The organism is Streptomyces sp. DSM 15324, from assembly GCF_001514285.1.
Classification (GTDB): Bacteria; Actinomycetota; Actinomycetes; order Streptomycetales; family Streptomycetaceae; genus Streptomyces.
The window spans coordinates 170,033-192,862 of sequence record NZ_KQ949025.1; the positions used below are offsets into that span (position 1 = coordinate 170,033).

Here is a 22,830-nt window from a genome sequence, read left to right on the forward strand (position 1 = left end):
GCCCGCTCACTCCACCACGTGCCCGCTCACTCCACCACGTGCCCCGCTCACTCCACCACGTGCCGCCCCTCCGGCCGCGCGCTGCACGACGCCCGGAACGCGCAGTGGGCGCAGTGCTGGCCGGCGCTCGGGGTGAACCGTTCGTCGAGGACCTTGCCGGCCGCCGTGGCGAGCAGCTCGCCGACCCATTCCCCCTCCGGGCCGTCCAGTGCCTCCTGGGCCTGCACCTTGGGCAGGGCGTCACCGCCGTCGCGCTGAGCGGCGCCCTGGCGCAACTGAACGAGTTCGGCGCCGCCGGGCGTGGGGCGTACGCCGTCGAAGGCCTCGTCGACGGCGCCCTCCCGGACGGCGAGCTGGTAGACGGCGAGCTGGGGGTGCCGCTCCACCTCGCGCGCGGTCGGCGCCTGCTTGCCCGTCTTGAAGTCGACGACGTAGGCGCGGCCCTCGCCGTCCGCTTCCACGCGGTCCATCTGGCCGCGGATGCGCACCTCGTAGGCGCCCGCTTCGAGGGTGACGTCGAAGTCGTGCTCGCTGGCGACGGGCGTGCGCCCCGCGCGGTCGCCCACGTGCCACTGGAGGAAGCGTTCGAGGGCCACGCGCGCGTTGCTCTTCTCCTGCTCCGACTTCCAGGGCGCGTCGAAGGCGAGCGCGTTCCACACGGAGTCGAGGCGCTCCATCAGGACGTCGAGGTCGGCCGGGGTGTGCCCGGAGGCGACCTCGTCGGCGAGGACGTGCACGACGTTGCCGAAGCCCTGGGCGGCGGTGGCGGGCGCGTCGGCCTTCACCTCGCGCCCCAGGAACCACTGGAGGGCGCAGGTGTTGGCCAGCTGGTCGAGGGCGCTGCCGGAGAGCACGACGGGCTGGTCCCGGTCGCGCAGCGGCACCCTGCTCTCGGTCGGCTCGAACATGCCCCACCAGCGGTAGGGGTGCGCCGAGGGCACCAGCGGGCGGCCGTCCTCGTCGGCGAGCGCGGCCAGGCGCGCGAGGCGGCGGGCGGCGGCCTCGCGGAGGGCGGCGGAGGCGCGGGGGTCGACCGTCGTGGCGCGCAGTTCGGCGACGAGCGCGGCGACGGACAGGGGGCGGCGGGGGCGGCCGGTGACGTCCCGGGGTTCCACGCCGAGTTCGGTGAGGAAGCGGGAGGGCTGGTCGCCGTCGTCGGCGGGTGCCTTCACGGCGGTGACGACGAGCCGGTCACGCGCGCGTGAGGCGGCGACGTAGAACAGCCGCCGTTCCTCGGCGAGCAGCGCGCCCGGGGTGAGCGGCTCGGCGAGGCCGTCCCGGCCGATGCGGTCGGCCTCCAGGAGGGAGCCGCGGCGACGCAGATCGGGCCACAGGCCCTCCTGGACGCCGGTGACGACGACCAGGCGCCACTCCAGGCCCTTGGCGCGGTGGGCGGTCATCAGCCGGACGGCGTCGGGGCGTACCGCTCGGCGGGTGAGGGTGTCGGCGGCTATGTCCTCGGCCTCGATCTCGGCGAGGAAGTTCAGGGCGCCGCGGCCGCCGGTGCGTTCCTCCGCGCGTGCGGCGGTGGCGAACAGCGCGCACACGGCGTCCAGGTCGCGGTCGGCGTTGCGTCCGGCAGCGCCGCCGCGGCGCGCGGCCCGTTCCAGACGGGTGGGCCAGGGTGTGCCCTCCCAGAGGTCCCACAGTGCCTCCTCGGCCGTGCCGCCGCGGGCGAGGCGCTCGCGGGCCGTGGCGAGGAGCGCGCCGAGGCGCTGGGCACCGCGCGCGTACACCGGGTCGTGGGTGACCAGGCGTTCCGGTTCGGCCAGGGCCCGGGTGAGCAGTTCGTCGGAGGGCGGCGGCAGCGGGTTGCCCGCGGCGCGCTCCTCCTCGCGCAGGGCGCGCCCCAGGCGGCGCAGGTCGGCGGCGTCCATGCCGGCGAGGGGGGAGGCGAGGAGGGTGAGCGCCGTCTCGGTGTCGAGCCAGCAGGGGTCGCCCTCCCGAGAGGCGCCGGTTCCGTCGGTTCCGTCCGTTCCTTCGGTGCCGCCGGTGTGATCGGTGCCGCCGACACCGCCTGCGCCGTCCGCGCCGACCACGCCATCGGTGTCGTCCGTGCCACCGGTGCCGACCACCCCATCAGTACCGTCGCTGCCACCGGTGCCATCGCTCCCGCCGGTGTCCTCCCCGCCCCGGGAGACCTCCGCGCTCGCCACCGCCCGCAGGGCCGTCAGCAGGGGGGCCACCGCGGGTTCGTGCCGCAGGGGGAGGTCGTCGCCGTCGATGTCCAGGGGGACGCCGGCCGCGGTGAGGGCGCGGCGGACCGTGGGGATGGTGCGGGAGCCGGCGCGGACCAGGACGGCCATCTCGCCCCAGGGGACGCCGTCCTCCAGGTGGGCGCGGCGCAGGATGTCGGCGACGTTGTCCAGCTCGGTGCCGGGGGTCGGGTACGTGTAGACCTCGACGCGGCCGCCCTCGCGCGCGGGGACGAGTTCGCGGTGGGCTCGGACCTTCTCCGCCGGGAGGCGGGTCAGGGGCATGCGCCCGGTCAGCAGTCGGGTGGCGGCGAGCAGCGCGGCGCCGGAGCGGCGGGAGGTGCGCAGCACCTCGACGGGGGCCGGGCGGCCGTCGGAGCGGGGGAAGGCGCCCGGGAAGTCCAGGATGCCGTTCACGTCGGCGCCCCGGAAGGTGTAGATCGACTGGTCGGGGTCGCCGAGGGCCACGAGGGTGCGGCCGCCGCCGGCGAGGGCGTGCAGCAGTCGTACCTGGGCGGGGTCGGTGTCCTGGTACTCGTCGACGTACACGGCGTCGTACTGCGCGGCCAGTCGCACGGCGGTGTCGGGGCGGTGGGCGAGGAGGACCGCGCGGTGGACGAGTTCGGCGTAGTCGATGACGCCGTGCAGGTCGAGGACGTCGAGGTACTCGGCGAGGAACGCGGCGGCGGCCTGCCAGTCGGGGCGGCCGATGCGGGCGGCGAAGGCGTCCAGGGCGTCGGGGCCGAGGCCGAGTTCCCGGCTGCGGGCGAGCACCGCGCGGACCTCGTCGGCGAACCCGCGCGTGGTCAGGCAGGCGCGTAGTTCGTCCGGCCAGCGCACGTGCGCGAGGCCGAGCCGCTGGAGGTCGAGCTGGCCTGCGAGCAGCTCGCGGACGGCCACGTCCTGCTCGGGGCCGGACAGCAGCCGCAGCGGCTCCGCGAACAGCTCGCCGTCCTGATGGGCGCGGACCAGGGCGTAGCAGTAGGAGTGGAAGGTGGTCGCCTGGGGCGCGCGGGAGGCGCCCATGCGCTGCGCCATCCGGTCGCGCAGCTCCACGGCCGCCTTGCGGCTGAAGGTCAGCACCAGCACGCGCGCGGGGTCGCCGCCGCGGGCGACGCGGGCCGCCACGGACTCCACGAGGGTGGTGGTCTTGCCGGTGCCGGGACCGGCGAGGACGAGCAGCGGCCCGGTGACGTGGTCAACCACGGAGCGCTGTGCGGCGTCCAGACGAGGGGGGGCGGTCCGGGCGGGCGGGGTTCGGACCAGCCGGTAAGCGCCACGGTTCCCCTGTCGACCCTGGGGGTGCGACAGGCGCCTGGTGGAGGAAGAGGAGCTCACGTGGTTCGCCGGTCCTGGTGGGTGTGCTGGGTGGTCGAGGGCCGCATTCTCCGCCCCGCGCCCCTCGAACGTACGCCATGCCACCGACGTGCCCGGTTTTCCTGTTTTCCCCCGTACGGGCTACAGGGTCCCCTCGGGCGGGTCGGATGGCGGAAGCTGTCAGGTGTGACCGTCCGCGTGTTCGCCGCCGTCCCAGCGCGCCCGCCGCATGTCGAGGCGCGGCAGATGGCCCTCGGCGGCCCTGCTCGCCTCCTTCAGCGGCGTGCCCTCGTCGCGGTAGTGAGCGAGCGCCCGCAGCTCGTGGCCGGGCAGCAGCGCCCCGTCCGCGCGCACCACACGCCACCACGGCACGGCACCGCCGTAGAGGGCCATCACCCGGCCGACCTGCCGGGGCCCGCCCTCCTCGAGCCACTCGGCGACATCCCCGTACGTCATGACCCGCCCGGGCGGGATCAGCTCGGCGACCCCGAGGACCCGCTCGGCGTACTCCGGCAGCGCGTCGGGGTACTCGGGGCGGGCGTCGGGATCCTCCGGGCAGGCGTCGTCCGGGATGCTCCGCTCGCTCATCCTCCCTATCCTGCCGCACCCCACCGACAGGACGGCCGCCGCGTGACCGTGCGTGACCCTCGCCCCCGGGCGGCGCGTGGGGCAGACTGTCCGCCCCCGCATTTGCACCCTGATGCCCCCGTGTGTCGGTGGAGCATGCCACCATCGTGCGGGCGGTGACCGGTGATACGAGATCAAGAAGAGACGATGAAGCAGCAGGGTGTGCATCCCGAGGACGCGGAGGGCACCTCTGACGCTGCGTCGCGCCCGGACGGTCCCGAGAACCCGGACAGCGCCGAAGCCCCGAAGGAGGGCGGCGCCCCGAAGGAGCCGCTCGACGCGTCGCCGGACGACGTGCACAGCGACGAGGTCGAGGGTGACGAACCGCTGCTCCCCGCGCGCGTGCACCGCCCCTCCGACCTCATGCGACTCCTGGTGGGCGTGCTGGCCGTCATCGTGCTGCTGGGCATCGCCGCCTTCGCACACGGAACGACCTCGGGCCTCGAACAGGACATCAACAAGGGCACCGGTCAGGCGCCCGACCTGCTCATCAAGATCGCGGGACTGGCGTCCAGCATCGCGATCCTGCTGGTGCCGGTGGCCTTCGCGATCGAGCGGCTGATCAAACGGGACGGGCTGCGCATCGCCGACGGCGTGCTCGCCGCCGTCCTGGCGCACGGTGTGACACTCGCCACGGACCTCTGGGTCGCCAAGGCGGCCCCGGACTCGATCCAGGAGGCGCTCACCCAGCCCTCCCCCGGTGACATCCACGCCCTGACGGACCCGGTGCACGGCTATCTCGCGCCCGTCATCGCCTATATGACGGCCGTCGGCATGTCACGCCGGCCGCGCTGGCGCGCGGTGCTGTGGATGGTGCTGCTCCTGGACGCGTTCTCGATGCTGGTCACCGGCTACACCACGCCGTTCTCGATCATCCTGACGGTGCTGATCGGCTGGACGGTCGCCTACGGCACGCTGTACGCGGTCGGCTCGCCCAACGTACGGCCCACGGGACGGACGCTCATGGCGGGCCTGCGGCACGTCGGCTTCCATCCCGTGAGCGCGGCCCGGGAGGAGGCGCCGGACACCTCCGAGACCGGCGACCGCGGCCGGCGCTACTTCGTCACCCTGGAGGACGGCCCGCCGCTGGACGTCACCGTGGTCGACCGGGAGCAGCAGGCGCAGGGGTTCTTCTACCGCGCGTGGCGCAACCTGACCCTGCGCGGCTTCGCCACCCGCAGCAGCCTGCAGTCGCTGCGCCAGGCACTGGAGCAGGAGGCGCTGCTCGCCTACGCGGCGATCGCGGCGGGCGCCAACGCCCCCAAGCTGATCGCCACCTCCGAGCTCGGCCCCGACGCCGTGATGCTGGTCTACGAGCACACCGGCGGGCGCACCCTGGACTCGCTGGCGGACGAGGAGATCACCGACGACCTGCTGCGCGACACCTGGCACCAGGTGCGCGCCCTCCAGTCCCGGCGGATCGCGCACCGCCGGCTGGTGGGGGACGCCGTCCTGGTGGATCGTTCCGGCACGGTGATCCTCACCGATCTGCGCGTCGGCGAGATCGCGGCCGGTGATCTTCTGCTGCGCATGGACATCTCTCAGCTGCTCGTGACGCTGGGGCTGCGCGTGGGCGCGGAGCGGGCGGTCTCCTCGGCGGTGGGCGTGCTCGGCCCGGACGCGGTGGCGGACTGTCTGCCGATGCTCCAGCCCATCGCGCTCAGCCGCTCCACGCGCGCGACGCTGCGCCGACTGGCCCGGGAGCGGGCGCAGCGGGAGCGCGAGGCGGTCCTGGAAGCGTCCCGGCAGGCCAAGCAGGCCCGGCTGGACGCGGGGCACGAGCCGGAACCCGTCTCCGAGAAGGCCGAGAAGAAGGCCGTACGGGCACAGGCGCGGGCCGAGAAGCGGGCCATCGACGAGGCGCTGGAGGAGGCGCGCGAGGAGGATCTGCTGACCCAGATCCGGCATCAGGTGCTGCGGATCCGGCCCGAGGCCCCGGTCGAGCCGGCCCGGCTGGAGCGCGTGCGGCCGCGCACCCTGATGAGTTTCATCGCCGGTGCGATCGGCGCGTACTTCCTGCTGACGCAGCTCACGCACATCGAGTTCGGTCCGCTCGTCGCCAACGCCGAGTGGGGCTGGGTCGCGGCGGCCGTGCTGTTCTCGGCGCTGAGCTATGTCGCCGCCGCGATGAGCCTGCTGGGGTTCGTGCCGGAGCGGGTGCCGTTCCCGCGAACGGTCGCGGCGCAGGTCGCGGGGTCGTTCGTGAAGATCGTGGCCCCGGCCGCGGTCGGCGGGGTCGCGCTCAACACGCGGTTCCTCCAGCGTTCGGGGGTGCGCCCGGGGCTCGCGGTGGCGAGTGTCGGCGCGTCGCAGTTGTTCGGGCTCGGCTGCCACATCCTGATGCTGCTGTCGTTCGGCTATCTGACGGGGACCGAGAAGACCCCCTCGCTGTCGCCGTCCCGCACGGTCATCGCGGGCCTGCTGACAGTGGCGGTGCTCGTGCTGGTGGTGACGTCGGTGCCGTTCCTGCGGAAATTCGTCGTCACGCGCGTGAGGTCGCTGTTCGCGGGTGTGGTGCCGCGGATGCTCGACGTGCTGCAGCGGCCGCAGAAGCTGGTCACCGGCATCGGCGGCATGCTGCTGCTGACGTTCTGCTTCGTGATGTGTCTGGACGCCTCGATCCGCGCGTTCGGCACCGCATCGTCCTCCATCAGCATCGCCAGCGTCGCGGTCGTCTTCCTCGCCGGCAACGCGCTGGGCTCCGCCGCTCCGACGCCGGGCGGTGTCGGAGCGGTCGAGGCGACGCTGACGGTCGGTCTGATCGCGGTGGGACTGCCCAAGGAGGTGGCCGCCCCCGCGGTGCTGCTCTTCCGGCTGCTGACGCTGTGGCTCCCGGTGCTGCCGGGCTGGCTGGCCTTCAACCAGCTGAGCCGCAAGGGCGCGCTCTGATCCCCTCGGGACACCGACCGTCCAGGACCTGTGTGCGACCTAGTGCTGTGACCGGAAAGGTTCACCGGCTCGCGACGCCCGGCACGGCACCTCGCCGCGTTGGCGCATCACCCGAGTACATCCAGTACGCGGGCGATGCTCCGCCTTGCGATGCTCCCCCCACTGCCTGAATGGCGTGGGAGGTGCCCCCAGCGCCGGACGCCGCGAGCTTCCGGCAAACCTTTCCGGTCACAGCACTAGCGGTACGGCGTAGCTCGTACGGCCCGTGCCCCGCGCGCGGGGGCGGGCCCGACCCCACGATGGGACCATGCCGAACCCCGCCCGTCTGCGCGCCGCAGCCCTGACCGCGACCGCCCTGCTGCTGACCTCCGCACTGGCCGGCTGCGGCGAGGACGCCGGGGACGAGGACCTGACGGCGCAGAAGCTCGACTGGGAGGACTGTCCGGCCCCGTCCGCGTCCGAGGGCGGCGGCACCGCCCCGTCCCCGCTGCCGGACGGCGACCACTGGCAGTGCGCCACGATGAAGGCGCCCCGGGACTGGGCCGACCCCGGAGGCGACACCATCAAGATCGCACTGATCAGGGCCGAGGCGAGCGGCTCCCCGGACCGGCGGATCGGGTCGCTGGTGTTCAACTTCGGCGGGCCCGGCGGCTCGGGCGTCAGCACCCTGCCCGCGTTCGGCGAGGACTACACGACCCTGCGCACCCGCTACGACCTGGTGAGCTTCGACCCGCGCGGAGTCGGCCGCAGCGCGGGGGTGACGTGCGAGAACGACCAGCAGCTCGACGCGTACTTCCAGCAGGACATGACCCCCGACGACGCCGCCGAGCGCGCCGCGCTGCTCGACAACACCGAGGCGTTCAACGCGGCCTGCCGCAAGCACTCCGGGACGATGCTGCCGCATGTCCGCACCACCGACGCGGCCCGGGACATGGACCTGATGCGCCAGGTGCTCGGTGATACGAAGCTGCACTACTTCGGCATCTCCTACGGCACCGAACTCGGCGGCGTGTACGCCCACCTGTTCCCGAAGAACGTGGGGCGGGCCGTGTTCGACGCGGTCGTCGACCCCACGCAGACGCCGGAGCAGGGGGCCCTCGGCCAGGCCAGGGGCTTCCAGCTCGCGCTCGACAACTTCGCCGAGGACTGCACGTCCCGGTCCGGGGGCTGCCCCGTCGGCGACACCCCGCAGGACGTGCGGGACCGGATCGCCGCCCTGCTGAGACGTCTGGAGGCCAAACCGATCCCCGGCGTCTTCCCCCGCGTCCTGACCCAGAGCGCCGCCACCAACGGCATCGCGCAGTCGCTGTACTCGAAGGACTTCTGGGAGTACCTGACCGAGGGCCTGGAACAGGCCTACGACGGGGACGGCAGGATCCTGATGCTGCTGTCCGACTCGATGAACGGCCGCAGCGCCAACGGCGAGTACAGCAACATCGCCGCCGCGAACACCGCCATCAACTGCTCCGACGACCGGCCCCGCTACTCCGCCGAGGAGGTCGAGGCGAAGGTGCCGGAGTTCCGCGCCGCCTCACCCCTGTTCGGGGACTTCCTGGCCTGGTCCATGGTGGGCTGCACCGACTGGGCCGTGCCGGGCGCCGCCGACCACCCGGACGTCCACGCGCCCGGCTCGGCGCCCATCCTCGTCGTGGGCAACACCGGCGACCCGGCGACCCCGTACGAGGGGGCACGCAGGATGGCGACCGCGCTGGGCAAGGGCGTCGGCGTGGAGCTGACCTACCGGGGGCAGGGGCACGGCGCCTACGGCAGCAAGAACAGGTGTGTGCAGGCGGCCGTGGACGGCTATCTGCTGGAGGGCAAGGTGCCGACCGCCGGCACCGTCTGCTCCTGACGCTCCCCCGCAGCGCACCTCCCCGCTTCCCTCCCACTCCCCAAGAAACTGCAGGTCATAGCGTTATCCACAGGCTCCGACGAGTGGACCGCCCTCGACCTACCATGGCCTGACACCCGTCCCGCCACCCGGCGCGGACGGTCGGCGAGGGGGTAGGGCACATGGCGCGATTCCTACGGTGGACGGCTCTGGCAGCCGCCGCCGCGCTGCTCGCGGCGGGCTGCGCCGGCGGCTCCTCGGGGGGCGGGGAGGACGAGAAGCGGCCGTCAGCCGACGCGCGGCCGTCCGTGGGTTCATCGCGTACGGCGAGGGCGGCCCTCCCGGCAGCACTCACCCGGCAGAAGGTGGACTGGGGGCGCTGCCGGGGCCGCGCGGACTCGGCCGCTCCGGGCAGCGAGTGGCGGTGCGCCACCATGAAGGTGCCCCTGGACTGGTCGAAGCCCGACGGAAAGACCATCGGTCTCGCGCTGATCCGCGCCAGGTCCCGGGGCAGCGGCGGCGAGCGGATCGGGTCGCTGCTGTTCAACTTCGGCGGCCCCGGCGGCTCGGGCGTGGCCACCCTGCCGCCCTACGGCTCCACCTTCTCGGCTCTCCGCGAGCGGTACGACCTGGTCAGCTGGGACCCGCGCGGGGTGGGCGCGAGCGAGGGCATCCGCTGTCGCGACGACAAGGACATCCAGGCCGCCGAGTCCCTCGACAGCACCCCGGACACCGCAACCGAAGAAGAGGCATACCTCAGTGACGCCGCGGCCTTCGGCCGGGGCTGCGCGAAGGCCGCGGGCGATCTGCTGGCCCATGTGTCGACCACCGACACCGCCCGTGACATGGATCTGATGCGCCAGGTCCTCGGCGACACGAAGACGCACTACTTCGGGATCTCGTACGGCACCGAACTCGGCGGCGTGTACGCCCACCTGTTCCCTGAGCACGTGGGGCGGCTGGTCCTCGACGCGGTCGTCGACCCGACCGCCGACGCGGTGGGCCATGCCGAGAACCAGGCGAGGGGATTCCAGCGGGCGCTGGACGACTATCTGAAGTCGACGGGCCAGGACCCCGAGCAAGGCACCGCGAAGATCGCGGACCTCCTGGAGCGGCTCGACGGGGATCCGCTGCCGACGTCCGAGGGGCGGCGGCTGAACCAGGCCCTCGCCGTCACCGGGATCGTCCTGCCGCTGTACAGCGAGCAGAGCTGGCCGGCCCTGACCAGCGCCCTGGAGTCGGCGGAGCAGGGTGACGGCACCGAGCTGCTCGCGCTCGCGGACACGTACAACGAGCGGGACTCCTCGGGGCACTACGGCACGGCGTCCCATGCGCAACGGGTCATATCGTGCTCGGACGACAAGCAGCGGCCGACCGCCGAGGAGGCGAGGAAGCGGCTGCCGGAGTTCGAGAGGATCTCACCCGTGTTCGGGGACTTCCTGGGCTGGGACACGGCCGGCTGGTGTCACGACTGGCCGGTGGCCGGGCAGTACGACACCCCGGAGGTGAGCGCGCCGGGCGCGGCGCCCATGCTGCTGGTCGGCAACACCGGGGACCCGGCGACCCCGTACGAGGGTGCCCGGAGGATGGCGGACGAACTCGGCGAGGGGGTCGGGGTGCTGCTCACCTGGAAGGGCGAGGGGCACGTGGCGTACGGCAGCGGGAGCGACTGCGTGGACGCGACGGTGAACGCCTATCTGCTCAAGGGCACGGTGCCGCAGGACGGCAAGGTCTGCTCATGACGGCGGAGGGGGCCCCGGGCACTCGTAGTACCCGGACCCCCCTCCGATCGAAGCGGTCGCGCCTGCCGACGGGGTCAGTAGACCGGCTTGCTCGGTTCGATCTGGTTGACCCAGCCGATGACACCGCCACCGACGTGGACGGCGTCCGAGAAGCCCGCGGACTTCAGGACGGCCAGGACTTCCGCACTGCGGACACCCGTCTTGCAGTGCAAGACGATCTTCTTGTCCTGCGGCAGCCCCTCCAGGGCGGTGCCCAGGAGGAACTCGTTCTTCGGGATCAGCTTGGCGCCCGGGATGGAGACGATCTCGTACTCGTTCGGCTCGCGGACGTCGATGATCTCGATGTTCTCGCCGTCGTCGATCCACTCCTTGAGCTGCTTGGGAGTGATCGTCGAGCCGGCGGCCGCCTGCTGGGCCTCCTCGGAGACGACGCCGCAGAACGCCTCGTAGTCGATGAGTTCGGTGACGGTCGGGTTCTCGCCGCAGACCGCGCAGTTCGGGTCCTTGCGCACCTTCACCTGGCGGTACTGCATCTCCAGGGCGTCGTAGATCATCAGTCGGCCGACCAGGGGCTCACCGGTGCCGGTGAGGACCTTGATGGCCTCGGTGACCTGGATGGAGCCGATGGACGCGCACAGCACGCCCAGGACGCCGCCCTCGGCGCAGGAGGGGACCATGCCCGGCGGCGGGGGCTCCGGGTACAGGCAGCGGTAGCAGGGGCCGTGCTCGGACCAGAACACCGAGGCCTGGCCGTCGAAGCGGTAGATCGAGCCCCAGACGTACGGCTTGTTCAGCAGCACGCACGCGTCGTTGACCAGGTAGCGGGTCGCGAAGTTGTCCGTGCCGTCGACGATCAGGTCGTACTGGCTGAAGATGTCCATCACGTTCTCGGCCTCGAGCCGTTCCTCGTGAAGGATCACGTTCACGTACGGGTTGATGCCGAGGACCGAGTCGCGCGCGGACTCGGCCTTGGAGCGGCCGATGTCGGCCTGGCTGTGGATGATCTGGCGCTGCAGGTTCGACTCGTCGACCTCGTCGAACTCCACGATGCCGAGCGTGCCCACACCCGCCGCGGCCAGGTACATCAGCGCCGGCGAGCCCAGGCCGCCGGCGCCCACGCAGAGCACCTTGGCGTTCTTCAGCCGCTTCTGCCCGTCCATCCCGACGTCGGGGATGATCAGGTGGCGGGAGTACCGGCGAACCTCGTCTACGGTGAGCTCAGCGGCTGGCTCGACCAGGGGTGGCAGCGACACGGGGACTCCGTTGGTCGGTCGATCACTACAGTTGTTCTCCCCGTAACACTGCCACGGCCTTCTTCATTCCGAGACACCCGTTCCGATGCGCGAGACGATGTCGTCCCAGTAGCCGGGCATGGTCTCCCAGGGGTCGTCCAGTCCGCCCCGGTCCCCCCGATCCGTGAACCAGATCGTGGCCGCGCCCTGCCAGCGTGCGATGCGCAGGGCCTCGTCGAGATGACCGCGGGGCACGCCGTGCACCAAGTGGCAGAACCGCTCGGGCGGATGGTCGGCGGTCCACTCGGCCACCTGCGACCAGCGGTAGTCGGTCCAGGAGCCGTGGAAGGTGACCAGTTGGTCGGCGAGCTCGGCGTAGCCGGGGTGCGGGTGGGTGCCGTGACCGAGGACGATGTGGGGCGTGTCACGCAGAGCGCGCAGGGCGCCGACCGTGCTGCGGACCGCGGGGAGTTCAGGGCGTCCGGCCGGGCAGCGGTCCAGGAGGAAGCCGTCGACCTGGTACCAGTCGAGGTGCCGCCGCGCGTCGGAGAGCACCTCGGCGAAGGCGCGGACGCCGTGGCCGAGGTCGAGGTGGCCGAGGACGTGGACGCCCGCGTTGCGCAGTCCGCCGACGGCCTGGAGGCAGTGCGGGTCGGGGCGGACGCCGGGGCCGTCGGCGACGTTCAGGACGACCCAGCGCAGGGCCGCGCCCGCGCGGATGAGCGAGCCCCACTCGGCCGGCGCGAGCAGGGGGTGGGCCGTGCCGGGCATACCGAGACCCGTGCGCAGGTCGGTGGTCCCGGTGCCCGCGGCCCCTGTCGGCGTGCCGGTCAGATACGACATGCCGCCTCCATCCAGATGTCGGCGAGGGACTCCTCCAGATTGATCCGGGGCCGCCAGCCGAGCCGGTCGCGGGCGGTGCGCACATCGGCCTGCTGCCAGCTGCCGCAGCCGTCGGGGTACGGGTACGCGACCGGGACCGCGTGGTCGGGGTCGGCGCGGGGGTGTCCGATGGCCGGCCGCAGATGGGCGCCGGGCGGCCCGTCGAGTTCGTGGAGGGCGCCGCCGTACCCGGCCACGCGCGCGAGGATCGAGGCGGCGTCGCGCAGGCGGACGGCGCGCCCCGAGCCGATGTTGATGACGCCCTGGGCGGCGGACAGGGATGCCGCGTGCACGGCGCGGGCGACGTCGCGGACGTCGACGAAGTCGCGCTGGGCGCCGAGTCCGCCGAGTTTGAGTTCGCCGTCGCCGGACTGCATGGCCCGGCGCATGGCCTCCGCGAGGCGCCCGAGGGGTGATCCCGCCGGGGTGCCGGGGCCGGCCGGGGAGAACACCCGGAGCACGACGGCGTCCAGGCCGGAACCGAGGACGAGTTCGGTGGCGGCGAGTTTGCTGACGCCGTACGGACCGCCGGGGCGGGGGACGGCGTCCTCGGCGGTGGAGGAGCCGGGCTGGCTCGGGCCGTACTCGGCGCCGCAGCCGACCTGCACCAGGCGGGCGCCGCAGCCGCTGCGGCGCAGGGCCTCGCAGACGGTGGCGACGGCGACGGTGTTGTGCCGGGTGAGTTCGCGGGCGCCGCCGCGGGTGGCGCCCGCGCAGTTGACGACGACCTGGGGATGGACCGCGTCGAGGAAGCGGGTGAGCGCGCCGGGGCTGCCGGACGCGAGGTCGAAGCGGACGTCGGCGTCGTCGCCGCGGCCGAGCGCGGTGAGCTGGACGGCCGGGTCGGCGAGCAGGCGGTCGGCGACGAAGCGGCCGAGGTAGCCGTTGGCTCCGGTGAGCAGGACCCTCATCGTGCGGCTCCCTCGGTGTGCGCTGCGGCTGCCGGGGCCGCGTGGGCCGTACTCGCCCCGGGGGTCGCGGCTGCTCCTGTCGCCGTGGGGGCTCCTGCGACCGCGGGTGTCCCGGTGGCTCCGGTCGCTCCGGATCGGGAGGTGGTCATCTGTTCTCTCCTTCGAGGGTGGTGCGGTTGCCTGCGGCTGGATGGAGGAGCGCGTGCGTCGTGCGGTCGGCGCACGGTGGGGGTGGCGCTGCGCGCGGTGGTCGGGGGCCGGCGGTCGGCCGCGGGCCGCCTTGGCGGTCCGGGGCCCGGGCCGGGGTGCGGGAGGCGGGGCCGGTCAGCACCGGTGGGCCGTTCGCGCGTGGGCGGAGGCCCGGCTCAGGGTGCGGAAGGCGTGGACGAGCAGGGGCAGGGCGGCGGCCGCGCAGAGCAGGACCGAAACGCTCGCCGGCCCCCAGGCGGTGACGAGGGTGTCGACCGGGACGGCGAGAGCGCCGCAGCCGGGCAGGCGAGCCGCGAGGACCGTGGCCGGGGCGAGGGCCGTGGCGGTGCCCGTGGCGGCGAGGACGACCGCGGGGACCTGGGGGAAGCCGTGCGCCGTGAGGAGGCGGGCGAGGAAGAGGAGGGCGCCCAGGGTAAGGGTGGGGGCGTACGCGGGCGGCTCGTCCAGGGCCGCGGCGCACACGGCGGTCAGGGCGCCGAGGGCGCCCAGGAACAGGGTGAACACACCCAGCAGGACCGGCTGGACGGACGCGCTGAACTCCTCCAGACCACGGCTGGCGTCGAGTCGGCGGCAGGCGCCCGCGGTGAGGAGGTGGGCGCACCAGGCGGCGGGGGCGCAGGCCAGGGTGAGGGTGAGCAGGGGCACGGCGGCCAAGGGCCACGGGCCGTCCGGTGCGCCGGTGGGCGGTCCGTCGGGACCTCCTGCCACGGCGGCGCGCAGCAGACCCTCGCCCAGGGCGGCGTGGGCGAGGAGCAGGACGGTCCACAGGGCGGTCCTGCGCCGGCCGGGCCGGGTGCCGCGGCGGGGGCCGAGCGGGCCCTTGGCGAGGACCTGGCGCAGGGCGAGGGTGACGGCGAGGACGCCGGCGGCGGCCACGAGGAGGCGCGGCCGCCCGTCGGTGAACCGCAGTCCGGTCAGCGCCGCCGCGCACAGCGCGCCCGGCAGCAGGGTGAGCAGGGCGCGGTCCGGACGGGGGCGCGGGAGGGCCGTGGATGCGGGGGGCGGCGGTGTGTCGTCGCCACGCGGGATACGGGCGTACATCTCCTCGGCCAGGGAGAAGACGTCCCGGTGCCGGAAGCGGGCGGCGGTGCGGTCGGTCACGCCGTGCGCCTCCAGGCCCGCCGCGATCTCCATCGGGTCGACGGCGCGTTCGCACAGTTCCCGGTGACGGTGCATCAGCGCCTTCACGGGGTCCCCGGCACCGCGGCGGGGCGCGGCGGGGGTCTGCGGGTCACCGGGCCGGTCGAGTTCGTCCAGGCCGCTCATCGCGCCCCCTCGGCGAGGGGAGCCGCGGAGGCCGACGTGCCCTGCGCGGGTGGGCCACCGCGCGCCGAGACCCCCCGCACGGGCGGCCCCGCCGTCCAGCCCGGGCCCCGGCGGGCGGTGACCCGGGCGCCCAGGCCGGTCCAGCGGCCGGGCAGTCGGGCCTCGGCGGGGACGGCGAACGGACGGGGGTCGCCGGCCTCGTCGAGCGCGACTCCGAGGGCCGGGCACTGGGAGACGATCTCCAGGTACATGCCGTGGTAGGCCTCGACATTCTGCTCGACGGTGAAGAGTTCCAGCGCGCGGGCGCGGGCGGCCGCACCCAGGCGTGCACGGCGCTCGGGGTCGCGCAGCAAGGCCGCGCACGCCTGCGCGAGCGCCCGCGGATTGCGCGGCGGGACGACGAGCCCGGTGCCGCCGATGACCTCGACGACGGCGCCGACGTCGGTGGACACGGTCGCCCGGCCGCAGAACATCGCCTCCACGAGCCCCAGGGGGAAACCCTCGACGACGCTGGACAGGACGACGACGGCACCGGAGGCGTAGGTCTCGGCGAGGGTGGGGGCCTCCGGGCCGCCGAGCTCCTCGAAGGACACGGGGTTGGTGCCGACGGCGTGCGGGCCCTCGGCCTCGTCGGGGAAGAGCTGGGCCGCCAGCACCCGGCAGTGCCCGAGGTAGGCCCTGCCCTCGGGCCCGGGGGGCGGGCCGACGATCCGCAGGCGGGCCCTCGGCTGTTCGGTGCGGACCTGGGCGAAGGCGTGCAGGAGGGAGACCAGGTCCTTCGTCGGTTCCACCCGGCCGACCCAGACCAGGGTGTGCGGGTCGGCGGTGTCCGGTGCGTCGCCCACGTCCGCGAAGGGCGTGTCGTCCATCCCCGGGTGGATCGTGCGCACCTTGGCGCGGTCGGCGCCGCAGTGTTCCTGCCAGCGGCGGGCGTGCGCGTTGCCGGGGGCGAGGCGGGCCGCCTGCCGGTAGGTCTCGGCGGCGAGCAGGCCGTGGAAGGCGGCGAGCAGGGCGCGGACCGCCGGGCTCGTCGCGGAGGCGGACGCGCCGGGCGCCCCCGAGCTCAAGTAGTGCGTCCGCAGGCGCACGCCGTGCTCCGTCACGAGCAGCGGCACGTCGTGGAAGTGGCGTGCGAGGAGCCCGGGCAGTGCGGCGGGACCACCGGAGGCGGCGTGGCACAGGTCCACCGAGGCGAGGGTGCCGTCGTGCGGGCCGTCGGACCCGTACCAGTCGAGCGAGAGAGGGCGCAGGGCGCGTTCGAGTTGTCCCGTGACGGTCAGCAGCTCGGGTACGCGCGCCTCGCGCGCCGTGCGCAGCACGCCGGGAGCACGGCAGGCGCGCTCCAGAGCGCGGACGGCGCCTTCCGAGCGGAGCGCTCCCACGAGCCCGCGCTGGTCCCGGGCGAGTTCGGCGAGGCCGTAGAGCGCACTGGCGAAACGGTCCGCCTGGGCGGGTGAGCTGTCGCAGAGGGCGGCCACGAGGTCGCCGTAGCACTCGGTGAAGCGCCGGCGTGCGCGCCGTCCGTACACGACCCCGTCCTCCTCGGCCGTCCACAGCGGTGCCGTCCGCACCCGCCTGACCTGCGGCGGGAGTGTGAGACAGCCCGATCGCTCCCGGTGTGGTCCGTCGCTGAGCGCGTAGATGTCGAACTCGTGCTGCCCGAGCCCGCGCACGAGCCGGTCGCACCAGAGTCCGGCGTCACCGCCCACATACGGATAACCACCCTCCGTCAGCAGTCCGATGCGCACGCACGCACCCCCGATCTCCCCTCCGGGGAGCCGCCGTTGACCCGGCGGCTCACAGCGGGAAGAACGTATGCGGACAAGGCGGTGGCGCGACGGACGGTTGTCCATCGCGCCACCAAAAGGGGTGAACGGTCGTAACTTTCCCGTGCGGGTCGCGTTCGGTCGCGCTAGGAGTTCACTCGGATGCGAAACGTCACGGCGCGTTCAGCCGGCCTGCTCCGCCTCCCGCGCCCCGCGCGCCCCCGGCGGGACCGCCCGTCAACTCTTGGGATACACCCAGGGGTTGGGGAGACAGTGGATGCCGTTGTGGTCCAGGAACTTCGTCTGCTGTTGCATGACGGGGGCGAGCTCGCCGTCCTTCCGGCAGTTCTCGTGGTGGTAGCCGAGCCGGTGGCCGACTTCATGGTTGATCAACATCTGCCGGTACGCATGGATCGCGTCACCGTATGTACGTGATCCCTGGGCCCATCTGTACGCATTGATCATGACGCGTTCGGTGGCGGCGGAGTCGCAGGAGACGTTGTCCTCGGTGGTGTCCAGACCCGACTTGGCGCACCAGAAGGCGGTGGTGCCGGGGCTGGCGAGGGTGATGACGAAGTCCGGCTTTCCGGAGGAGACCCGCTCGAAGGTGCGCGCGTCGCCGTGCGCCCAGCTGCGGTCGTCGTTGAGGGTCTTCTGCACGGCCTGCGCGAACAGCTCGCCGTCGAGACCGAGACCCTGCTCCACGTCCACCCGGTAGGTGAACTTCCGCCCCTTGCCCGGCGCCCTGTCGACGCCGGGGATCGCGTCGAACTTCCCGGAACCCTTGAGCTTCGCGTCCAGCGGGTACCTGGTCGCCATCTTCTGGCCGTACGTCAGCGTCACGGCCTGTGCGGAGGGGGTTGCGAACGAGCCCGGCGCGGCGGACTCCAGCGCCCCGTCCGCGGCCCTCCCGGCGGCCGACTGCGACCGGACGCGGTTGGCGTCGCGACCGTCGGTCACCTGCCCCGCCACGACGACGGCCAGCACGGTCGTGACCGCGGCGGCGGCGATCCCGGTGAAGGTCCGCCCCTTCGTGCCCCTGCCGTTCGCGGGTGCGCCCGTGGGCGGCGCGTAGCCGTCCACCCCGGAGCCGGGACCGCCACCGTACGGGCCGCCCCCGGGCAGTTCGCCCGCCCCGGGGCCGGACACCTGGGCGCGCCACGCGCGCGTGGGCGTGAACTGCCGTCCCGGGCGCGTGAAGACGTCGTCGCCCTCGCCCCGGTCGAAGGCGTCGAGGTACTCCTGGCGGGGACCGGATCGCGGGCCCTGCGGCGGCACCGGACGCTGACGCGGTATCACCGGCTGTGCCGCGGCTCCCGCCTGACCGCCTCTCAGGTCGCCCCAGCCGCCGCCTGCCTCACGCAGCTCGGGGTGCCCCCCGCGGACCTGCGGGACAGCGCGCGCTGGGGTGCCGTCGGGATGGCGGGGAACCCCGTGCGACGGCGTGCCGTCGGGAAGCGCCACAGGGGTGCCGTCGGGGTGGCGCCCGGACGCCACCGGGCCGGGGGCTCCCGAGGAGGCGCGGGAGGAGTTCTCGGGTGCGCTCTTGGGCGCAGGTCCACGCCTACTGTGGCGTCCCACGTGAGTCTCAGCCCCCCGGTTTCGCGTCGGCGGTCTCGGCGAGCAGCTCGCGGAAGGCGGTGGCCACCGTCTCCGGGTACTCCATCATCGCCACGTGCCCGGCGTCCGGCAGGGTGAGCAGGCGGGAGTCACGGAAGGCGCGGGCGGCCCGCTGGGCCATGCGGAAGCCGACGAGCTGGTCGCGGCCGCCGTAGATCAGCAGGGTGGGGGCGAGAACGCGCTCGGCCTGGCGCCACAGCCCGTGCTGGCCGCCCAGAGTGTAGGCGTTGAGCAGCCCGCGCGTGGAGCGGGTCATGGCGTCCCAGAAGTAGGGCAGTTGCAGCCGCCGGTCGAGCTCCTCCACGGCGTGCCGGAAGGCCTCCGGGGAGACGCGGCCGGGATCGCCGTAGCAGAGCGCGAGGACGCCCCTGACGCGCTGCTCGGCCGTCCAGTCGCGGGTGAGGCGGCTGAAGAGCGCGGTCACCCCGGGCAGGCCGGCGAGACCGGTCGGGATGGCTGTGCGCTGCACGCGCAGCTCGGGCAGGGCCGGCGAGACCAGGGTCAGGGTGCGGACCAGGTCGGGGCGCACCGCGGCGACGCGCGTGGACACCGCGCCGCCGAGGGAGTTGCCGAAGAGGTGCACGGGGCCGCGGGCGGAGGCGTCGAGGTAGCGGATCACGGCACGCGCGTGTGCGGTGATCGAGTAGTCGCCGTCGTCCGGCGGCGGGGAGTCGCCGAAGCCCGGCAGGTCGACGGCCTCGCTCGCCACGGCCCCGTCGAGCCCGGCCATCAGCGCGGACCAGTTCTGCGAGGAACCGCCGAGGCCGTGGACGAACAGAGCGGGTTCGAGCCCCTCGCGCGCGGGGGGCCGGGACCGGACGGTCAGGGTGACGCCCGGCAGACCGACGGACCGCAGCCGCTCGCCCTCCGCGACCCTGACGGAGGCCACCCTCGGCAGCACGCTGGTGGGCGGCACGGACGGCAGCTCGGTCGAAGACATGCGGGCAATGTTACGAGACGATCACGTGCGGCCATGTGTGTTCGGCATCACAAGAGGGACGTGGGGCAGGTGCCGATACCGGCGCGATTCGGGGGCACATCGCATAGCGTCCGAAACGGGTGTCTCCTAGGCTCGTACTGAGGGCACCCGTGTGTATGGCCCCCGCGTGGTCCCGGGGGCGTCCGTTGGAAGGGAGCCCACCATGGCGATTGACCCCACCGACCCCGAGACGTTCACGGAAGAGGACGACGACTTCGGGGAGATCGACGTCGAGGAACCGGAGAACGCGGCCGCCGAGGAGTACGCGGACGCCGCCCCGGCGCGCGACGACCCCCTGGAAGGCGTGGACCCCGCGCGGGCGAACGAGGCGGATCAAGTCGAACAGACGCGCGTCGTCTCGCTGGACGAGGACGACTACCGCTGACGCCTCACCAGCGCTGACACGTCCATATCGCTGACATGCCCCTACAGCCGACGTGACCACTGCCGACGTCCCGGCGCCCACGAAGGCCTGCCGAACAGGAGTGAGGGAGGATTCTGCCCGGACTGCACCGGTTGAAAACCTTCTGTACCGCTTTTGTGATCGTCCGGTCCGTGAAATTCTGCGCTCGCACCGCGCGCCACACGGTTACCGAAAAGTACGATGGCGGCGCGGCGCTCACCGCATGAGGACGACTTTGGGAGGCGGCGTGACAGCCATCGAGCAGACAGAGGCGGCACGCCCGCGAGGCACGCGCCTTCCGCGCCGTGCCCGACGGAATCAGCTGCTGGGCGCCGCCCAGGAGGTCTTCGTGGCGCAGGGCTACCACTCGGCCGCCATGGACGACATCGCCGAGCGGGCGGGCGTCAGCAAGCCGGTGCTGTACCAGCACTTCCCGGGCAAGCTCGACCTCTACCTCGCCCTGCTGGACCAGCACTGCGAGTCGCTGATCCAGGCGGTGCGGGGCGCGCTCGCGTCGACCACCGACAACAAGCAGCGCGTCCGCGCCACGATGGACGCCTATTTCGCGTACGTCGAGGACGACGGCGGGGCCTTCCGCCTGGTCTTCGAGTCGGACCTGACGAACGAGCCCGCCGTGCGCGAGCGCGTCGACAAGGTCACCACCGAGTGCGCCGAGGCGATCTGCGACGTCATCGCGGAGGACACCGGCCTCTCCCGCCCCGAGTCGATGCTGCTGGCCTCCGGTATGGGCGGTCTGGCCCAGGTCGTCGCGCGCTCCTGGCTGCACAGCGACCGCAGCGTCCCGCGCGACCAGGCGGTGCAGCTCCTGGCCTCGCTGGCGTGGCGCGGCATCGCCGGCTTCCCTCTGCACGGCACCGATCAGCACTGACCCACGGCCCGCTCGTCCGTTTGTTCCCGCCCGCTGTTCGCTCCTGGCGTGGACGGCCGCGCCGTGCAGGTCCCCTCACCGGGCTAATGTGTGCAGCGTACGGCGCGGACGCCCGCGCACCCCATGACCGTCGGAGGGACATAGCCGTGGAGGTCAAGATCGGCGTGCAGCACGCGCCCCGCGAGATCGTTCTGGAGAGCGGTCAGACTCCCGAGGAAGTCGAGCGCGTGGTGGCCGACGCACTGGCCGGCAAGTCGCAGCTGCTCAGCCTCGTGGACCAGCACGGCCGCAAGGTCCTCGTACCGGCCGACCGCCTGGCCTACGTCGAGCTGGGCGAGCCGGCCCCGCGCAAGGTGGGCTTCGGCGCGCTGTAAGGCACGAGCGCCGCAAGGCACGAGCGCTGCGCACGCATCGCGAGAAGGGGCCCGGTGGTCAGGACGACCGCCGGGCCCCTTCGCACGTTCACCGCAGACGCACAGGCCACACAAGTGGTCCCCACAGGAGGATTGCCTTCCGCAGGTCACGGGTAGGACGGGCTGTGACCTTGGTGCACGGCCCGCCGCCCGGGAGGGACCCACATGATCTTGGAAGCGCTCGGCTCCGCTGTGCTCGGTCTCGCGCTCGCGTGGGCGGCGCTCCAGTGCCTGTCCCACCGCCTGCCGGTCCGCGTCCTCGTCCTCGCGACGGGTGTCGCCGGAGCCCTGTTCGGTGACTTCGTCACCCACAGCGCACTGGGCTCCGGCCCCCTGCTGCCGAGCCTGATCGGAGCGGCGGTCTTCTCCGTCGCCTCGGTCTCCCTGCTGCTGCGCCCGGCCGGCCGGCTGCGGCGCCGCTCGGCCCCGGCGTAGCCTCCCGGGGCCTCGGCGGCTGTCAGGCCGCGAGCCCCAGTGCGGCCATCCGCTTGGTGTGGGCCTCGGTGATCCGGGAGAACATCCGGCCGACCTCGGCCAGGTCGAAGCCGTCCGCGACACCGCCCACGAGCATCGTCGACAGCGCGTCCCGGTCGGCGACGACCCGCTGGGACTGCGACAGCGCCTCGCCCATCAGCCGGCGCGCCCACAGGGCGAGCCGTCCGCCCACGCGCGGGTCGGCGTCGATCGCCGCGCGGACCCGGTCCACGGCGAAGCCGGCGTGCCCGGTGTCGTCGAGCACGGCGAGCACCAGGGCGCGGGAGTCGCTGTCGAGGCGGACCGCGACCTCCCGGTAGAAGTCACTGGCGATCGAGTCGCCGACGTACGCCTTGACCAGGCCCTCCAGCCAGTCCGAGGGCGCGGTCTGCCGGTGGAAGCCGTCGAGCGCGGCCACGAACGGCTCCATGGCCGCGGTCGGCTCCTCGCCGATCTCCGTGAGCCGGTCGCGCAGCCGCTCGAAGTGGTGGAACTCGGCCGAGGCCATCTTCGCCAGCTCCGCCTTGTCCTCCAGCGTCGGCGCCAGCTTGGCGTCCTCCGCGAGCCGCTCGAACGCGGCCAGCTCGCCGTACGCGAGGGCGCCGAGCAGGTCCACGACCGCGGCCCGGTACTGCGGATCGGCGGAGGCCCGCGCCCAGTCCTGGGCGGCGATCCCCGTGACGGCCTCGGCGGCCTCGGCGGACCCGGTGGACTCGGCAGGCTCGGCAGGCTCTTCGGGGGCGTTCTCAGGCTTGTCAGAGGTGGTCATGCAGCGCACAATAGCCCGCTCACCGCGCGCCGGAAGTCCCTGGTCAATCAGTGTGACCGCGACGACGCGGACGACCACGTCCGACGGTGTGACAACCACAACGTGACCGAATCGGCCATCGCATGTGCGCGATTCCGGGGTATGGTGGTAATGCGCCTGCCGAATATTCGACGGGCCGCACGTATGAGGATGCCCGGTCGGTGGCCCGATCGGCTCCGACCCGACAGCCCTCCCCGGCCGTACGGCACATCGCGTACGACGACCGGAGGGAACCCTCCAGCGGTACGAGCGCTAGAGCGTCGGCAGAGGTCCCGTGCCATACGGCTCGCCGCCCCGCGGTTGGCCCGTAAGGCAGCCGACGTCCCCGGCACGGTCCGTCAAAGACCCCCGCGCTCGCCTCGCACCGCGTACACAG

Annotated in this window: 17 protein-coding genes; 7 read left to right on the forward strand and 10 right to left on the reverse strand. The window is 73.4% G+C overall.

What is annotated here, in order from left to right:
* Positions 1-47 precede the first annotated feature (47 nt).
* Positions 48-3,533 carry an ATP-dependent helicase gene (locus tag AQJ58_RS11055; RefSeq protein WP_079078858.1) on the reverse strand — a complete coding sequence of 1,162 codons (3,486 nt, stop codon included), beginning with the start codon at positions 3,531-3,533 and terminating at the stop codon, positions 48-50.
* 159 nt (positions 3,534-3,692) lie between these two features.
* On the reverse strand, positions 3,693-4,100 hold the full coding sequence (locus tag AQJ58_RS11060; RefSeq protein ID WP_067248181.1) for an MGMT family protein: 408 nt from the start codon (positions 4,098-4,100) through the stop codon (positions 3,693-3,695).
* 186 nt (positions 4,101-4,286) lie between these two features.
* Between AQJ58_RS11060 and AQJ58_RS11065 the strand changes: the two genes are divergently transcribed.
* From AQJ58_RS11065 to AQJ58_RS11075, 3 genes are all read left to right on the forward strand, one after another.
* Entirely contained in the window at positions 4,287-7,028 is a 2,742-nt protein-coding gene (locus AQJ58_RS11065) for a lysylphosphatidylglycerol synthase domain-containing protein (protein WP_067248184.1), read from the forward strand.
* 307 nt (positions 7,029-7,335) lie between these two features.
* Positions 7,336-8,880 carry an alpha/beta hydrolase gene (locus AQJ58_RS11070; protein ID WP_067248187.1) on the forward strand — a complete coding sequence of 515 codons (1,545 nt, stop codon included), beginning with the start codon at positions 7,336-7,338 and terminating at the stop codon, positions 8,878-8,880.
* A 161-nt stretch (positions 8,881-9,041) separates the two neighbouring features.
* Entirely contained in the window at positions 9,042-10,601 is a 1,560-nt protein-coding gene (locus tag AQJ58_RS11075) for an alpha/beta hydrolase (RefSeq protein ID WP_067248190.1), read from the forward strand.
* A gap of 74 nt (positions 10,602-10,675) precedes the next feature.
* Here AQJ58_RS11075 and moeZ read toward each other — a convergent pair whose 3' ends face one another.
* From moeZ to AQJ58_RS11110, 7 genes are all read right to left on the reverse strand, one after another.
* Positions 10,676-11,854 carry an adenylyltransferase/sulfurtransferase MoeZ gene (gene moeZ, locus AQJ58_RS11080; protein WP_067248193.1) on the reverse strand — a complete coding sequence of 393 codons (1,179 nt, stop codon included), beginning with the start codon at positions 11,852-11,854 and terminating at the stop codon, positions 10,676-10,678.
* 63 nt (positions 11,855-11,917) lie between these two features.
* A complete protein-coding gene (locus AQJ58_RS11085) occupies positions 11,918-12,676 on the reverse strand; it encodes a spherulation-specific family 4 protein (protein ID WP_067248196.1) in 759 nt (252 codons plus the stop codon).
* Positions 12,664-13,626: an NAD-dependent epimerase/dehydratase family protein gene (locus AQJ58_RS11090; RefSeq protein ID WP_067248199.1), complete on the reverse strand. Its 963-nt coding sequence runs from the start codon at positions 13,624-13,626 to the stop codon at positions 12,664-12,666. The genes AQJ58_RS11085 and AQJ58_RS11090 overlap by 13 nt, the downstream gene beginning before the upstream one ends.
* 324 nt (positions 13,627-13,950) lie before the next feature.
* Entirely contained in the window at positions 13,951-15,102 is a 1,152-nt protein-coding gene (locus tag AQJ58_RS11095) for a hypothetical protein (RefSeq protein ID WP_067248202.1), read from the reverse strand.
* Entirely contained in the window at positions 15,099-16,850 is a 1,752-nt protein-coding gene (locus AQJ58_RS11100; RefSeq protein ID WP_067248206.1) for a DUF3492 domain-containing protein, read from the reverse strand. The genes AQJ58_RS11095 and AQJ58_RS11100 overlap by 4 nt, the downstream gene beginning before the upstream one ends.
* Positions 16,851-17,105: 255 nt before the next feature.
* Positions 17,106-18,167: a DUF3152 domain-containing protein gene (locus tag AQJ58_RS11105; protein ID WP_067248209.1), complete on the reverse strand. Its 1,062-nt coding sequence runs from the start codon at positions 18,165-18,167 to the stop codon at positions 17,106-17,108.
* 289 nt (positions 18,168-18,456) lie between these two features.
* Positions 18,457-19,428 (reverse strand): alpha/beta fold hydrolase, encoded by a 972-nt coding sequence (locus AQJ58_RS11110; protein ID WP_067248213.1) that lies wholly within the window; start codon positions 19,426-19,428, stop codon positions 18,457-18,459.
* A 202-nt stretch (positions 19,429-19,630) separates the two neighbouring features.
* Here AQJ58_RS11110 and AQJ58_RS11115 point away from each other — a divergent pair, with 202 nt between their 5' ends.
* The 4 genes from AQJ58_RS11115 to AQJ58_RS11130 all read left to right on the forward strand — a co-directional run bounded on the left by AQJ58_RS11115 (position 19,631) and on the right by AQJ58_RS11130 (position 21,607).
* Positions 19,631-19,852, forward strand: a complete 222-nt coding sequence (locus tag AQJ58_RS11115) for a hypothetical protein (protein WP_067248216.1) — start codon at positions 19,631-19,633, stop codon at positions 19,850-19,852.
* 265 nt (positions 19,853-20,117) lie between these two features.
* Positions 20,118-20,759, forward strand: coding sequence for a TetR/AcrR family transcriptional regulator (locus AQJ58_RS11120; protein ID WP_067248218.1), 642 nt, complete (start codon positions 20,118-20,120; stop codon positions 20,757-20,759).
* A gap of 146 nt (positions 20,760-20,905) precedes the next feature.
* The gene (locus AQJ58_RS11125) at positions 20,906-21,133 is read left to right on the forward strand and encodes a DUF3107 domain-containing protein (RefSeq protein WP_067248221.1); all 228 of its coding nucleotides are present in this window, start codon (positions 20,906-20,908) and stop codon (positions 21,131-21,133) included.
* A gap of 204 nt (positions 21,134-21,337) precedes the next feature.
* Entirely contained in the window at positions 21,338-21,607 is a 270-nt protein-coding gene (locus tag AQJ58_RS11130) for a hypothetical protein (RefSeq protein ID WP_067248224.1), read from the forward strand.
* Between the two features lie 22 nt (positions 21,608-21,629).
* Here AQJ58_RS11130 and AQJ58_RS11135 read toward each other — a convergent pair whose 3' ends face one another.
* A complete protein-coding gene (locus tag AQJ58_RS11135) occupies positions 21,630-22,424 on the reverse strand; it encodes a ferritin-like fold-containing protein (RefSeq protein WP_067248226.1) in 795 nt (264 codons plus the stop codon).
* Positions 22,425-22,830: the final 406 nt, after the last annotated feature.

Excerpts from the sequence above, each read along its gene's own strand:
- AQJ58_RS11130 (WP_067248224.1), top strand. The coding sequence starts at position 21,338 with ATGATCTTGGAAGCGCTCGGCTCCGCTGTGCTCGGTCTCGCGCTCGCG.
- AQJ58_RS11085 (WP_067248196.1), bottom strand. The coding sequence starts at position 12,676 with ATGTCGTATCTGACCGGCACGCCGACAGGGGCCGCGGGCACCGGGACC.
- AQJ58_RS11095 (WP_067248202.1), bottom strand. The coding sequence starts at position 15,102 with ATGAGCGGCCTGGACGAACTCGACCGGCCCGGTGACCCGCAGACCCCC.
- AQJ58_RS11060 (WP_067248181.1), bottom strand. The coding sequence starts at position 4,100 with ATGAGCGAGCGGAGCATCCCGGACGACGCCTGCCCGGAGGATCCCGAC.
- AQJ58_RS11065 (WP_067248184.1), top strand. The coding sequence starts at position 4,287 with ATGAAGCAGCAGGGTGTGCATCCCGAGGACGCGGAGGGCACCTCTGAC.
- AQJ58_RS11070 (WP_067248187.1), top strand. The coding sequence starts at position 7,336 with ATGCCGAACCCCGCCCGTCTGCGCGCCGCAGCCCTGACCGCGACCGCC.
- AQJ58_RS11090 (WP_067248199.1), bottom strand. The coding sequence starts at position 13,626 with ATGAGGGTCCTGCTCACCGGAGCCAACGGCTACCTCGGCCGCTTCGTC.
- AQJ58_RS11075 (WP_067248190.1), top strand. The coding sequence starts at position 9,042 with ATGGCGCGATTCCTACGGTGGACGGCTCTGGCAGCCGCCGCCGCGCTG.
- AQJ58_RS11110 (WP_067248213.1), bottom strand. The coding sequence starts at position 19,428 with ATGTCTTCGACCGAGCTGCCGTCCGTGCCGCCCACCAGCGTGCTGCCG.
- AQJ58_RS11115 (WP_067248216.1), top strand. The coding sequence starts at position 19,631 with ATGGCGATTGACCCCACCGACCCCGAGACGTTCACGGAAGAGGACGAC.